Source organism: Ruegeria lacuscaerulensis (genome assembly GCF_013031245.1).
In the GTDB taxonomy this organism is placed as follows: Bacteria; Pseudomonadota; Alphaproteobacteria; order Rhodobacterales; family Rhodobacteraceae; genus Ruegeria; species Ruegeria lacuscaerulensis_C.
On sequence record NZ_WPZL01000009.1, the window covers coordinates 88,555 to 102,541 of the forward strand.

Below are 13,987 nucleotides of genomic sequence, written 5' to 3' on the forward strand. Positions count from 1 at the left end.
CGTGCCACTCACTGTTGATCAGCCGGCGGCGATGCTTTGGTTCCATCCTCACATTTATCCCGCAACTGCCGAACTGGTGATCAAGGGACTCGCTGGATTATTTATCGTGAGCGACGAGGAAAGTGATGGTCTGGGATTGCCGTCGCGCTGGGGCGTCGACGACATTCCGCTGATCATTCAGGACCGGCGTTTCAAGCCGGATGGATCCTTTTTTCATCGCTTCAATCTCGCAGCAGTGACTGTTGGCTACGTCGGCGACACAGCTTTGGTAAATGGGTCTACATATCCAATTGCCAAAACTGCGCAGGGATGGCTTCGTTTACGTATTCTCAATGGGTCGAATGGGCGGAGCTATCGGCTGGCCGCTTCGGACAACCGTTCGATCCATGTCATAGGGTCTGACGGTGGGCTCCTCGAACATCCCGTTTCGATGAAAGAGCTTCTCGTCCATGCCGGAGAACGTTTTGAGGTACTCGTGGACGCGCGAGACGGGCAATCGTTTGATCTTGTGACGTTGCCAGTTGATCAGCCAATCATGCGGTTGCCGCCATTTGATACATCCTTGCCGCTGATCACCATCGATCCCACAGGAGCAGAAGGTGCCGGATTGTTGCCAGACGCACTGGTTACACTGCCGTCGATTCCGACAACGCCGCCGCCCCTGAGTCAGTCGTTAACCAGGAATATGAACCGTGACGACGAAGGCATGGGCGCCTTGATGAAAGCCGGTTTGAAAAAACTGAAGGACGGTTCGGCCGACGCGTCGGTGGCTAAAAAATTGACTGAGGTGATTGTGGATGGACCAACATTGTCCCAAGCAGAACGGTCAACCGCCAACGGTGTCAACGGGTCATCCTTCGCGCTTGACTCCAAGCCATTCTCGGTGAAACAGAACACGTTGTTGCGGTGGCGGATCGATGAGAACAGCGATGCCATGTTGCATCCTGTTCACATCCACGGATGTCAGTTCCGGGTGCTCTCCATGGATGACAATCCCCCGTCTGCCCATCTGGCGGGTTGGAAAGATACCGTCGCCATCTCAAAGGGGGGCGTTGCCGAGATCCTGGTCAATTTCCCGCACGCTGCCGAAGTCCGAACGCCCTACATGACGCATTGTCATATACTCGAACACGAAGACTCTGGCATGATGGCCCAGTTTACCGTTAGCTGACTTGGTTGGTTCTCCGTTCGGCCCATAGCCGACCTTTTGTACGACGTTTGATTTCTGCGGATGCAGCCCGCATTTCGGACATTCGACGTAGGTACAACATTTTGAGGCTGGTGAACTCACGCGTCGCGCAACAAAGCTGCCATTGGCTGCAGTTGGATCGTCTTAGGTTTTTTGGCTTGGCTTAAGACAGCATTATCAGAAACCTGACTTTCGTGTTGGAATGCGCTAACGTCCATCTTCTGGGAGACGTTTCCAGTGAACCACCTGTGTTTCCGTGCGCATAAGGGCGATAAAATCTGATCCAAGCACGGCCAACATAGACGCCAAGACCACTTCTGAGCTGCGGCAGATTCCATGTAACGGTTTATGGGGTGACCCAAAGCATATTGTAGAAGTCAAACCATCCACTTCCAGAAGCTGTACGCGTTTACAAAGAACAGAGGCGACATACAGGTTTGTCATCCATGTGTCGTCCACAAGGGGAGGGAAATTGGGATGGACCCGATAGCTATTGATGGTCGTCAAGCGATAATAATTGCCATTCTCGCGCTGTATTTTGGGATGTATGTAAACGCCAAAATTGAAATTCTGCGAAAGCTAAATTTTCTAGATCCGATAACCGGACGCCTTGCTGTATCGATCTTTCTGGCCGCGGTCTAATTCGCCCTTGGCTTTGAGTTCAAGTTCGACATGGATTTGCGAGATGAGCTCCTTATTGTCTTTTTCACGGCACTTGGCCTCTCCACAACATTTGAAACAATCCTCAAAGGTGGAAAACTATTTGCCATTTTTGCGGTGGCGGCAGAGGTGTTCATTATCATTCAAAATGTGGCCGGGGGGCTTGTCGCCTACATTACGGCTTAGATCCCTTGATCGGTTTGTTGGGCGGATCTGTTTCGATGGCTGGAGGCCCGGAACCGCAGCAGCCTGGGCTTCCGTTTTCGAGAAGGATTACGGTATCGCTTCAGCCAGCGAAGTCGGGATCGCATTTGCCACTGTCGGGATCGTGCTTGGTGGTGTTCTGGGCGGGCCAGTCACTGCGCGACTGGTAACGCGCCACAAGCTGACACCCGACGCAGATTCGATTTTGAGCATCGGCACTGCGCATTCTGAAACGGAGGTGAAAATATCCTACGACATTATGTTGCGCACCATTCTGACGATTGCCATCACAATCGGCATAGGAACGGGAATCCATTATTTGCTTGAACTGGTTAACTTCAAACTTCCGACATTTGCCGCATGCCTCATCGGTGGAATATTGGTCATCAATCTGGGACCATTGGTGTTCCGAAAACTGGAGTTCCCCAAGCCAATCCAATCAAGAAGCATGGCCTTGGTTTCAGAACTTTCAATTGGCCTTTCGCTGGTGATGACATTGATGGCCGTGCAATTGTGGACTTTGGCTGCTGTCGAGCCCGGAATTTTCTTGATAATTGCGGTTCAAACATTCTTAGCCGTCGCTTTTGCCGGGATAATCCTGTTTCGGTTAATGGGATCTGATTACGAAAGTGCGGCAATGGCATCCGGGTTTGTTGGCTTTTTTCTTGGTGTGACATCCACTGGGCTTGCCAATATTTCAGCTGCTGAAAAGACCTACGGCGCCGTACCTCATGCACTGCTGGTAATCCCGTTAATAGGCGCCTTTGTTGTGGATTTGACAAATCCGATCATAACTCAGCTTTTTATCCAGATACTCAGTTGAGAGTGACCTTGTGATAGAAAGGGTACTGACGAATTGAAGGTCTGGCTTAGGCCGGACGTTATCTGAGTTGGCAGAAGGGTCAGATCAGGGTCGTTCGCGCAAGCCATGCCGTAGCGGCGTTTGCAGGACATGTCTTGATCGGCCCGACCGCTTGGAGTTCTCTGCTGAAATAGGAGCAAGCGCGGCATCTTGTCGGCAGACCCGTCTCACTCAGTTAAGGGCGACCCTCACCGGACTTTCGGCGACTTCCAAAGAGCACCTGGCGACATCCCAAAATGGTCGTTCGTGCGCTTTGCAGCTATTTGTGTATACTTGTTCGGCAACCCGGTTCGTGAGTTAGTCTGGCGAACCTGAACCATTCGGTCAGAAGAAAGAGTTCAAAATGGCTCGCTTCGCGCTCCTCACACTCCTGGTTGGCCTCGCCACGGCGGGGATGGCACAGGTGGCGCCCTCGGCACGTGAGGTCGCCAATTATGACGTGCTTTTCAAAGCGGCTCATGACGGTGATGTCGACAGAATTCGGCGGCTCGTGGCGGACGGTGCTGACGTCGACGCTCGCGACGCCCGTGGCCGCAGACCGGTTCACGTGGCCGCCTTTGCCTCTCAGGACGAGGCCCTAAGAGTGTTGGCTGAAGCCGGGGCAGACATGAACGCACTTGAAGGTCAGGCTTACGATGTGGTCACGATTGCAGCCGTGGCAGACGATCCCGAATTGATGTCGCTGGCCATCGAGCTTGGCAACGACCCAGGCCTCACAACCAGCCCCTATGAGGGAACGGCACTTATCGCTGCGGCGCATCTGGGCCATGTCGAAGTTGTCCGGCGACTGATCACTGCTGGCGCGCCACTCAATCATGTTAACAACCTGCACTGGACGGCGGTCATTGAAGCAGTGGTTTTGGGCGACGGGGGAAAGGACCACCAAGCCGTGCTAGACGCTCTATTAACGGCAGGGGCGGACCGAAAAATCGCTGACCGAGACGGTGTCACCCCGCTTCAACACGCTGAAAGTCGCGGATTTACCAAGATGGCAAACCGGCTCCGGCTTGGAGATCAGTAAGATCACATAGTCGGACCATTCCAGACATTGAGCACCACGTCTGTATGCTGCTTCAGCAGCCCGTTTTACAGACATTCGCTGCATGCGCAATTTTGAGAACCTATAAGCTCCTGTTGTGCGGACATTTACGGACGTTTCTGCTCTACGTGTTAGAGCCAGCCCTTTTCCGTGTATGCGTCAGCTCTTTTCACCTTGGCAAGCCAGGACGCAGGATCGACTTTGTCAATCTCCTGCATTGTTATTCAGCCGTTGAATTTCTATGGTTCGCTTAGTTTTGCAAACATTTGGACAGCAACAATTGTCTGAAAACCAACGCTTGGTACTGGCCGTATTGAAGAACTTCAACACTGACAGTCTGTTATCAAAGCTCAATCGCATTGTTGCCGTGAAGTACAGGAAATACATGATGAAACAAATCGCAACCGCCATTGTTTGCCTTGCGTTGAGTATCGGGGCTGTACAACAGGCGCAGGCGCAAGAGAGGCCCAAACCTGACCCCGTGTCGAAGGCCCTTGAGGGGTGGTCGGAAAAGGAAACACTCGATTACCTGCGCAACTTTAATATCGAGGCGCTTGTAACCGGTTCACCGGCTGCGCTCTGGTACCACCGCTATGCGTCGCAGACCAACAAGACAGCCATACTGGTCCGGCGTCAGCCCATCATGGAATTATCGAAGGCGGCAATCCCCGGTGTTGGAAATGTCAGCGCAGAGACAGCCCTCGGGACGATGACGCTTGACGAGTATCTTCGACACCCCGAGAGCTATGCGCAAGGTTTCATCGTCTTGCACAAGGGCAGGATCGTATACGAGTCCTATCCCGGCATGCGTGAGCTCGATCCGCATTTCTGGGCATCCAATGCCAAGATACTGGCCTCTCTTGCTGTCGACCTGCTAATCGATGACGGGCTGATCGACGAAGATCAGCCGCTGGGAACATATGTTCCGGAATTCAGGGGTACTGAATGGGAAAATGTCAAAGTGGTCGATGCACTCGATATGTCTGCCGGACTCGATGTTTCGGACGACGGTGAAAGCCGTCTGGACCCCAACTCGGTCATAGCACGCCTGTTCCGCGCCGAGCTTGGTGAGGAGCGCGACGGTAAAGTAGAGTACATGCTGGATGTAATGGTGGATGCTGAACGGATCGAGCCATCGGGTAAGAGCTGGGTTTATTCTTCGGTAACCACCCAAGCCTTGGTCTTTCTCGTCGAGGCGGTTTCGGGCAAGTCCTGGTCAGACTTTTTCGAAGAACGGGTCTGGTCGAAAATGGGCGTCGAGGGACCGTTGCAAGTGCACCTGTCACCGGATGGAATCGCGATTGTTCACGGTCCGGTTTCATCGAATTTGCGGGACATGGCGCGGGTCGGTCTGCTCTACACCCCCAGCTGGCACAAGTCATCGATTGAGCAAATTGTGTCGCCGGCCATACTCGACAGAACCCAGAACACACCCCGCACCAGAGACTTTTATCTCGAAGGCACTGGAAGGCCCTACATTGAGCGACTGGCTGACGAAACGATTCGGACCGGTGCTCGTCAATGGGACGCCATCTTTGAGGATGGTGATCTGTTCAAGTCCGGCCTCAATACTCAGGGCATTTATGTGTCGCCGCAACGTGACCTTGTCATTGCCTACTTCTCCACCGATCAATCACAAGGATTGCAAAGATATCTGAGGCCAATCGCAAAGTCGGGATTTTTCGGCAAGTAGCAATAGCGGTTAGCAGGGCATGGGCGGCAAGAAACGAGGGAACTAAAGTCGATGACTTCGTCAATGTCACATACGTCCCATTTCGGACACGAGCATTCGAACAACAATTAACGTGACAACACCCCAATTGGAGGCACCTGAGATCGAGTCTCCTGCCCTTTGACAACTGCCTCACCTCATCGCATCGTCTCCCCATGAGCTATCCCTCCAACCATCCCCAACGAGCGGACGACGCTGCTGCAGGCATTGATGTCACGGACGAGTTCGAACGGTTCAGCCAGCGCAATGACATTTTTACACGGGCCTTCTGGGATGAGCGTATCCGCAGCAAACAGACCGACGCCTTCTTTGCCTCGTACAGGATGGAGGCTACCCCCCGTCGTGGTGATGGGTTCACCCAACGCGATTTCGCGCTTAGAAACGCCTCTTGGCTGATTTCAGACTTGATCTCTGAAAGAGGTGGCGAGACCGGCAAGCGCGAAGGCTTCCAGGCCACCATCGACAATGACACACCCGTCGCCCTGACACAGCAACCGGTAGACGATCCCACCGCGATGGCCAGGGAAATCAAACGCATCGCCAAGTTCTTTGGTGCCGATCTCTGCGGCATCACCGATATGGACGACCGCTGGCTCTATTCAACGCGCGTTGACACCCGTGACTTCTCCGACGCGCCCAACGACCTGCCAGTGGGTATGACGTCTGTCATTGTGTTGGGTCATCAGATGGACGAGGACCTCGTTGCCACCTACCCTTCCGCTCTTGCTGGTGCCGCCACTGGGCGCGAATACTCCCACGAGGCCAGCATCGTGATGCAGCTTGCGGCCTATATCCGGAATCTGGGCTATGAGGCCTCAGCCTCAATGAACGACACCGGTCTCGTGATCCCTTACGCAATCAAAGCGGGATTGGGCGAATATGCCCGCAACCAGATGGTGATAACACCTGAATACGGGCCGCGCTTGCGGTTCTCCAAGATTTTCACCAGCCTTCCGCTGGCGCATGATCCACCCAGGCCATTGGGCGTACGTGCTTTCTGTAGCATCTGCACCAAATGCTCAGATGCCTGTCCCGTCAAAGCGCTCCCTTATGGACCGCCTGAGACCACCGAGAACCCATCGGCCATCAAGGGTGTGCGCAAGTGGACCTCCGACGCAGCCAAGTGCTTCGGGTTCTGGGCCAATCTGTCCTCTGACTGTGCCATCTGCATGCGCGTCTGCCCATTCAACCGCGACTTCACGCGATGGCGCCACCGTCTTTGGTTGAAGTTGGCGTTCTCACCCTTTCGCAAAGTTGCACTCTGGCTCGACCGTAAACGCGGCAAACGCACCAAGCCCGCCGATTGGTGGCAAAGCTCGTAACCTCAATCTTGATTGAGGCCTCAGCATAAATCCATGCATGGATTTCTTTCCAGCCGCGAGCGGTTTCATCAACAGCCCTGACAGTTCTTCGGGGACGGCCCTTTCCGGACCTTCGTCCGATTTTCGCGATGCTGCGGTCGCAGCCCGCTTTCCAGACATTCGCTGCACAGGCAAAGTTCACGGGTCGGCGAACTCACAGAATGCGCAACGAAGCAGACTTTCGCTACGGCTGCACCAAAGCTCGGTTGTGGAACTTGCCATTGCTTTGGTGTGGAACCGAACTCACGGCAGAATGTTTGCTTTCATTGCGTGTATGTCATCACCCAGTTTCTGGCCGAAATTCTGAGTTATCAGAGACGCCGGGCGATGTGCGGGGGTGAGAATTGAAACACTGCTGCTGATTCTCGGGCTAAAGCGGCGAAATACGATACCACCGGTACCGTGCAGGGGATCGTTGCAGCTAAAAGCTGTAATCAAATCACAAATCAAATAGCACAGGCCCGCTTTGACAAACTGTAATCCCGGTAAGAATGTCCGCAACTCGAACCTGCGCTCAAAACTTTTTCCAGTGTTCTTGAAGGCCGCGGATGTCTGAAGGAATGTCGGATGCTCTGAGAAAAGCGTTGCCAGATTTGCGCCATCCAGGTCTTCTGTTGAAATCAGGGATTTTGCAGCCAGCGGGTCCGAAGAGGGCATGGCACAAAGGCACTCCAGGTCGAAATCCTTCTGATGAATTGATTTTCGTGGCTCAGGTGTTTCGGTAAACCCGAGATCGTATTGCTGCGAGGCGATCAGTTCCTCGATGACTTTGGATGAGCGCATCATCAACGAGGCCTTGATAGCGGGCTTGTCTTGTAAAAACTGGCCGAGAACACTTGGCATGAAGAACCCTGATGCGGCTGGGTGGCAAGCGACGCGCAGGCGCCCACGCTTCAGGTTCGATATTTCCTGTAAAGTGTTCGTGGACTGTGTAAGCCGCGACAGGACGGCCTCGGCCTCTTCCAGAAAATAATGCGCTTCGGGCGTCGGTGTCAGCCGACCATGCTCTCGTTCGAACAGTCGAAATCCGATCTCATTCTCCAGGCCCGCAATCATCGCGCTGACCGATGGTTGCGTGCGCCCGAGCGTGCGCCCGGCTTCGGAAATGGACCCAGTGCGGAGCACTTCGCGAAATGTCGTGAGTTGACGGATTGTCAGGTTCATGAGGTTGCGTCCCGTTGCAGTCCATAGAGGCAAACTATGGATATAACGTAATTTCCAATTTGCTTCTATGGAAGACGAGAAAGTAGGTATTGCGACGACGGACAATCACGTCGCGAGGGGGGAAATGGAGCGTTTCGTAAAATACCTGCTGACCAGCATCATTTGCATCGTGGCCTTGGGCCAGTTTGTTCAGGTCATCACCCGCTATGTGCTGCAAATACCGGTGATGGGCCTTGAGGAAACCATGGCCTACCCGGCGCTGTGGCTCTACGTCCTTGGGGCGGTAAACGCCTCGCGGGAAAATACCCATATCCGTGCAAATGTACTTGAGATCTTCCTGAAAACGCCGCGCCAGCACGTCATTCTGGCGATTATCGGCGAAGTGATCAGTCTGATTGTCGGGCTATGGCTGCTGAGTTGGTCGTGGGAATTCACCCGCTATTCCTGGCGCGTCTGGAAAGAGAGCCCGACGCTCTACATTCCCACATTTTATGCCGAGGTGGCTCTGACCATCGGTCTGGCGCTGATGATGATCTACACAGCGATCCATCTGGCCCGCCACATTCTTGGATACGATACTGACGAGGAGATTCACCTTGGTTGAAGTCGCCCTGCTTGCCGTCGCTGTTCTAGTGATCCTGCTGACCCTCGGGGTGCCGTTGCCCTATTGCTTCGGCGGTGCGCTGATGGTGATGTATTTCATCGGTGGCGCCACCATGAAGGGCAATATGCTCTGGGGGTTCCAGCAACTTGGAAACCCGATTTTGCTGGCCATTCCGCTATTTGTTCTGGCCGGATCCATCATGAGTGAAAGCGGTATCGCCGCCTCTCTGCTACGTTTTGTCAGTGCCTTTATCGGCCATGTACGGGGCGGTCTGGGTGTCGTGGCGGCCGTCAGCTGCGCGGTGATCGGGGCGATCTCGGGGTCCGGCCTAACCGGCATCGCGGCGATCGGACCGCTGTTGATCCCGGAAATGGAAAAGCGCGGCTATCCCCGCGAATACGCGACCGCACTGATTGCCAATTCCTCGATCCTTGGTTTGCTGATCCCGCCCTCGGTCACCATGATCATTTACGGCTGGGTCACTGACACCTCAATCCTCGCCTGTTTCCTAGCGACGCTTGGGCCGGGTCTGTTCATCATGTTCAACTTTTCGATGGTGAACCTATGGATGTCGCGCAAGTTCAACCTGATACTGGATGAAAAACCCTCGATCAGCGAACTCAGCAGCGAGGTTGCCAAGCGCGGCGTTCACGCCTTCCCCGCTCTGTTGATGCCGGTAATCATCCTGGGCGGCATCTATGGCGGCATCATGACCCCGACCGAAGCCGCGGCTGTAGCGGTTATCTATGCACTGCCTGTCGGCTTTATGATCTACAAGGGGCTCAGGTGGGAAAACTTCCTGATGGCCGGTAAGGAATCCGCAACTGCCGTCGGCGCGATCCTGCTGATGATCCTGTTTTCGATGATCCTGAGCCAGATGTATGTGATGGAAGGCATCCCGCAGGCACTGGTCGCCTCGATCTTCGAAATCACCGACAACAAGATTCTGCTGCTTATCCTGATCAACATTATGCTGTTTCTGGTCGGCATGGTCGTGAACGACGTGACCGCGATCATCCTGATAGCGCCGCTTCTCTTGCCGCTGATGAATGCCATTGGTGTCAGCCCGGTGCAATTCGCCGCGATCATGGGGGTCAACACCGCAATGGGGGGCGTGACGCCGCCCTATGCCTCGATCCTCTATCTTGGAGCACGGATCGGCAATGTGAAGGTCACCAAGGTGATCCCGCCCGCGATGATCCTGATTGTGACCGGTTATGTGCCGGTGGTGTTCCTGACATCGCTCTGGCCGGACCTGTCGCTCTTCCTGCCCAGACTCTTTGGCTACTGATCCTGAACCTACTAATCCCAAACGGAGGAAACCCAATGAAACGCATGATGATAACTGCCGCAACCGGTGCGCTGATGGCGCTGTCGACCACCGCGATGGCGGCCGATCTGAAGATGAGCCATGTGCGCCCGCAAGGGACAACGATCGACGTCGAGCTGAACGCCTTTGCCGCCGCCGTGGGCGAAGCAACCGGCGGTGACGTCAACGTCAAAATTTATGCCGCCTCAGCGTTGGGCGACTATACAACAGTGCAGGAACGTATCTCGGTCGGCGCGGTCGACATGGCGACCCAGCCAGCCGCCGCTGCAGCAGATCGCAAGATGCAGATCAGCTCGTTCCCCTATCTCGCCGGAAACTGGGATCAGGCACGCGAGATCTACGGCCCCGGCGGCGTTGTGCGTGAAACCATGGATGGACTATACGCCAAGCAGGACATCACCATGCTGGCCGCTTATCCGGTTTACTTTGGTGGCATCGCGCTCAACACCGACGCAGTGTCGCCGGGCGATCCGTCGGTCGATAACGGCATCAAGGTGCGGGTGCCCGGTATCAAGAGCTTTCAGTTGACCGGCGACGCATTGGGCTACATCCCGGCGCCTATCCCGTTTTCCGAAGCCTTCACCGCAGTGCAGACCGGCGTTGTTGACGGTGTGATCGGCTCGGGTGCCGAAGGCTACTATGCCTCGTTCCGCGACGTGACCAAAACCTACATCCCGGCCAATACCCATTTCGAGGTCTGGTACATGATCATCTCGAATGAATCCCTTGCCAGCCTGGACGCCGAGGATCAGGACGCGCTGAAAACGGCTGCGGCAGAATTTGAAACGACCCGCTGGACCGTGGCGGAAGCCGACCAGAAGGCCAACGAACAGAAACTGGCCGATCTGGGTGCCACCATCGTCTCGCTGAGTGACGCGGAACTGGCCGCGATGTCGGCCAAGGTTCAGGCGGAAGTCTGGCCGGTCGTGCTAGAAGACGTGGGTGTGGAATGGGGTCAGGCGATCCTGGACAAGGTTTCCGAGTAATCGGCCTCTCGTCTGATGCAATCCGGGGCGACACCTTTTCAGGTTGCCCCGGCTCTACTCAAACTCACATTCAGAAACTGAGATCATGGATTCCGACTTTGCAATCATAGGCGGTGGTGTTGTCGGCCTGTCTGTTGCATGGGGCCTTTTGAAACGCGGCAAGCGCGTTCTGGTCCTCGATGGAGACGACGGCAGCTTTCGCGCCAGTCGGGGAAATTTTGGACTTGTCTGGGTGCAGTCCAAGGGCATCAAACAACCACGTTATGCCGCGTGGAGCCAGCAATCCGCCACCGCATGGGCCGGATTTGCCGATGAGCTTGCTGACGCGACCGGACATGACATGTCGCTTGAGCAAACGGGCGGTTACGACCTGCACTTCTCGGAAGAAACACTGAAGAAAACAGTTGCGCAATACGAAGAACTGAAGGCGAAGCTGGACGGAAACTACCCATATGAAGTTCTGGATCGGAAGGCGCTTCTGGCGGAGGAGCCGGAGATCGGCCCGAAAGTCGTTGGTGCGATCCTCCATCATCAAGATGGCCATGTAAATCCATTGAAGTTGCTGCGGTCTCTCGCCGACGATGTCCGGCGACTTGGTGGGCAGGTGCTGAGCGAAAAAACTGTCACAGACGTCCGGAAATCGGATGTTTTCACGATCACCTGCGCGGACGGAAGTCACGTGCAGGCCAACAAGGTGATCCTTTCCGCCGGTTTGGGTGCGATGGAACTAGGGCCCAAACTGGGCTTCAAAGCCCCGATCCGGCCACAACGCGGTCAAGTGTTGATCACCGAAAAGCTGCCAAAACTCATTAACCGCCCCTCGCTGATCGCACGGCAGGTGGATGAAGGCGGCGTCCAGATCGGTGCCACAAACGAAGAGGTGGGCTTGAATGACGGCGTCACCCAGTCTGGCCTCTCCGGTCTCGCCTCTGAGGCGGTCGCGGCTTACCCGGTGCTCGCCGACGCGCAGCTCGTACGTGTTTGGGGAGCCCTGCGGATACTGTCGCCCGACGGTTTGCCAATCTACCAGGAAAGTCCCGAAATGGCCGGCGCCTTTCTGGTCACTTGCCACAGCGGCATAACCCTTGCGGCGGCCCACGCTCGTTTCTTGCCCGATTGGCTGGAAGGCACCAACGCCGCCCCGGATCTGGAGGTGTTCAGTGAAGACCGCTTCATCGTTTCTTGAGTTGGAGGATGGGCGCCCACTGGTTCCGGTATGGTTCGAGGGCCGGGAACTGCAGCTGCCCGAAGGTTCAAATCTCGCGGCCGCGATGCTGGCCGCCGGAGTGGGGACGTTCAGGTACACGCCGGTTTCGGGCGCTCCACGCGCTCCGTTCTGCATGATGGGTGCCTGTTTCGACTGCCTCGTCGAGGTTGACGGTGTGACCCGTCAAGCCTGCATGCTCGAAGTCACGGACGGGCTGCGCTTGTCGATGCCGCGCAAAGGAAGGGACATGACCGATGCAGAAAACTGATCTAGCCATCATCGGGGCCGGCCCCGCCGGGATGACCGCTGCCGCCACCGCTGCAAAGGCTGGCCTGAATGTTATCCTGCTGGACGAGCAGCCCCGTCCGGGCGGGCAGATCTACCGCGATGTGGATCGGGTCGCACCAATCAGGGGCGAAATGCTTGGTAATGACTACACAGACGGATTGACCCTTACAGCAGGACTGGATAACGGCAATATCTCCCATATCGGCGGAGCGGTGGTCTGGTCGATCGAGGAGGGAATTCGGGTTCTCTACACCGCAGACGGACGGGGGGGCGCAATCGAAGCGAAACGTATCCTCATCGCCACAGGAGCCTTGGAACGTCCGATGCCGCTGCCGGGTTGGACCCTGCCTGGCGTGATGACGGCGGGCGCGGCGCAGATTCTGTTGAAGCAATCCGGCGTTCTGTCAAAAAGCGCGGTTCTGGTCGGATCCGGGCCGCTGCTTTATCTGATCGCCGCGCAAATGATACGGGCAGGCACGCCACCGCTGGCGCTGGTTGAAACGCAGACACGGGCGGATCTTCTGCGGGCGCTTCCGCATCTGGGCGGCGCCCTTCGCGGCTGGCGATATCTGCTCAAGGGGTTGACGATGCAATCGGAAATCCGTCGCGCCGGGGTGCGCCGCTACTCTTCCGCAGCAAGTATATCGATTGAAGGGGAAACTACTGCCGAAGGCATCCGCTTTACTGCGAGCGGAAAGACCCGACGTATTGCCTGCGACACAGTGCTCCTTCATCACGGTGTGGTGCCTAACACGCAGGCGGCCCGCTCCGTCGACGTAGCGCATCACTGGGACGCGCGGCAGCACTGTTTTGTGCCCGGCCTTGATGGCTGGGGCGGGACAAGTGTTGAAACGGTCCATATCGCCGGTGACGGCGCTGGCATCGGCGGCGCGAAGGCAGCCGCATTGGCGGGCCGCCTCGCAGCATTGAAAACGGCCGCCGATTTGGGTGCGATTTCGACGATCGAGAGGGACACGGCCGCCAAACCAATTCGGCGCCGCATCGCGCAGGAGCTAGCGGTACGCCCTTTCCTTGACACCGCCTTTCCACCCGCAATCGAAGCCACAAAGCCCGCCGACGCGACTATCATCTGCCGCTGCGAGGAGATCACTGCAGGAGACATTCGTCGCCATGCCGGAATCGGCTGCGCGGGTCCGAACCAGGCCAAGGCCTTCAGCCGTGCCGGAATGGGACCATGCCAGGGCCGCTATTGCGGACTGACTGTGAGTAACCTTCTGGCCGAAGCAAACAGCGCTACGATGGATGAAACCGGTTACTATCGGATCAGGCCACCTTTGAAACCCGTGACTCTTGGCGAACTGGCAGCGATGGGCGGTTCGGTGAACAGCGAAACCAACTAA

The 13,987-nt window shown here is 56.0% G+C and carries 13 protein-coding genes; 12 read left to right on the top strand and 1 reads right to left on the bottom strand.

What is annotated here, in order from left to right:
- Position 1: 1 nt before the first annotated feature.
- The 6 genes from GOX66_RS13065 to GOX66_RS13095 all read left to right on the top strand — a co-directional run bounded on the left by GOX66_RS13065 (position 2) and on the right by GOX66_RS13095 (position 7,008).
- Positions 2–1,171 (top strand): multicopper oxidase domain-containing protein, encoded by a 1,170-nt coding sequence (locus GOX66_RS13065; RefSeq protein WP_214652646.1) that lies wholly within the window; start codon positions 2–4, stop codon positions 1,169–1,171.
- Positions 1,172–1,861: 690 nt separating this feature from the next.
- Positions 1,862–2,035, top strand: a complete 174-nt coding sequence (locus GOX66_RS26310) for a sodium/glutamate symporter (RefSeq protein WP_170763183.1) — start codon at positions 1,862–1,864, stop codon at positions 2,033–2,035.
- Positions 1,998–2,876 carry a sodium/glutamate symporter gene (locus tag GOX66_RS13080; protein ID WP_419555559.1) on the top strand — a complete coding sequence of 293 codons (879 nt, stop codon included), beginning with the start codon at positions 1,998–2,000 and terminating at the stop codon, positions 2,874–2,876. Before GOX66_RS26310 ends, GOX66_RS13080 begins: the two co-directional genes overlap by 38 nt.
- Before the next feature lie 382 nt (positions 2,877–3,258).
- Positions 3,259–3,936 (top strand): ankyrin repeat domain-containing protein, encoded by a 678-nt coding sequence (locus tag GOX66_RS13085; protein WP_170763185.1) that lies wholly within the window; start codon positions 3,259–3,261, stop codon positions 3,934–3,936.
- A 406-nt stretch (positions 3,937–4,342) separates the two neighbouring features.
- Positions 4,343–5,647 carry a serine hydrolase domain-containing protein gene (locus tag GOX66_RS13090; RefSeq protein WP_170763186.1) on the top strand — a complete coding sequence of 435 codons (1,305 nt, stop codon included), beginning with the start codon at positions 4,343–4,345 and terminating at the stop codon, positions 5,645–5,647.
- Positions 5,648–5,841: 194 nt separating this feature from the next.
- Positions 5,842–7,008 (top strand): 4Fe-4S double cluster binding domain-containing protein, encoded by a 1,167-nt coding sequence (locus GOX66_RS13095; protein ID WP_170763187.1) that lies wholly within the window; start codon positions 5,842–5,844, stop codon positions 7,006–7,008.
- Positions 7,009–7,290: 282 nt separating this feature from the next.
- Here the strand turns inward: GOX66_RS13095 and GOX66_RS13100 are convergent, their stop codons facing one another.
- Positions 7,291–8,211, bottom strand: a complete 921-nt coding sequence (locus GOX66_RS13100) for a LysR substrate-binding domain-containing protein (protein ID WP_170763188.1) — start codon at positions 8,209–8,211, stop codon at positions 7,291–7,293.
- 124 nt (positions 8,212–8,335) lie between these two features.
- On the opposite strand from GOX66_RS13100, the gene GOX66_RS13105 reads away from it, so the two are divergent.
- The 6 genes from GOX66_RS13105 to GOX66_RS13130 all read left to right on the top strand — a co-directional run bounded on the left by GOX66_RS13105 (position 8,336) and on the right by GOX66_RS13130 (position 13,987).
- A complete protein-coding gene (locus tag GOX66_RS13105; RefSeq protein ID WP_170763189.1) occupies positions 8,336–8,815 on the top strand; it encodes a TRAP transporter small permease in 480 nt (159 codons plus the stop codon).
- Entirely contained in the window at positions 8,808–10,106 is a 1,299-nt protein-coding gene (locus GOX66_RS13110) for a TRAP transporter large permease (protein ID WP_170763190.1), read from the top strand. Before GOX66_RS13105 ends, GOX66_RS13110 begins: the two co-directional genes overlap by 8 nt.
- Positions 10,107–10,141: 35 nt before the next feature.
- Positions 10,142–11,131, top strand: a complete 990-nt coding sequence (gene dctP, locus GOX66_RS13115) for a TRAP transporter substrate-binding protein DctP (protein WP_170763191.1) — start codon at positions 10,142–10,144, stop codon at positions 11,129–11,131.
- A gap of 85 nt (positions 11,132–11,216) precedes the next feature.
- Positions 11,217–12,317, top strand: coding sequence for an NAD(P)/FAD-dependent oxidoreductase (locus GOX66_RS13120; protein ID WP_170763192.1), 1,101 nt, complete (start codon positions 11,217–11,219; stop codon positions 12,315–12,317).
- Positions 12,292–12,606, top strand: a complete 315-nt coding sequence (locus GOX66_RS13125; RefSeq protein WP_170763193.1) for a 2Fe-2S iron-sulfur cluster-binding protein — start codon at positions 12,292–12,294, stop codon at positions 12,604–12,606. The genes GOX66_RS13120 and GOX66_RS13125 overlap by 26 nt, the downstream gene beginning before the upstream one ends.
- A complete protein-coding gene (locus tag GOX66_RS13130) occupies positions 12,593–13,987 on the top strand; it encodes an FAD/NAD(P)-dependent oxidoreductase (protein WP_170763194.1) in 1,395 nt (464 codons plus the stop codon). The genes GOX66_RS13125 and GOX66_RS13130 overlap by 14 nt, the downstream gene beginning before the upstream one ends.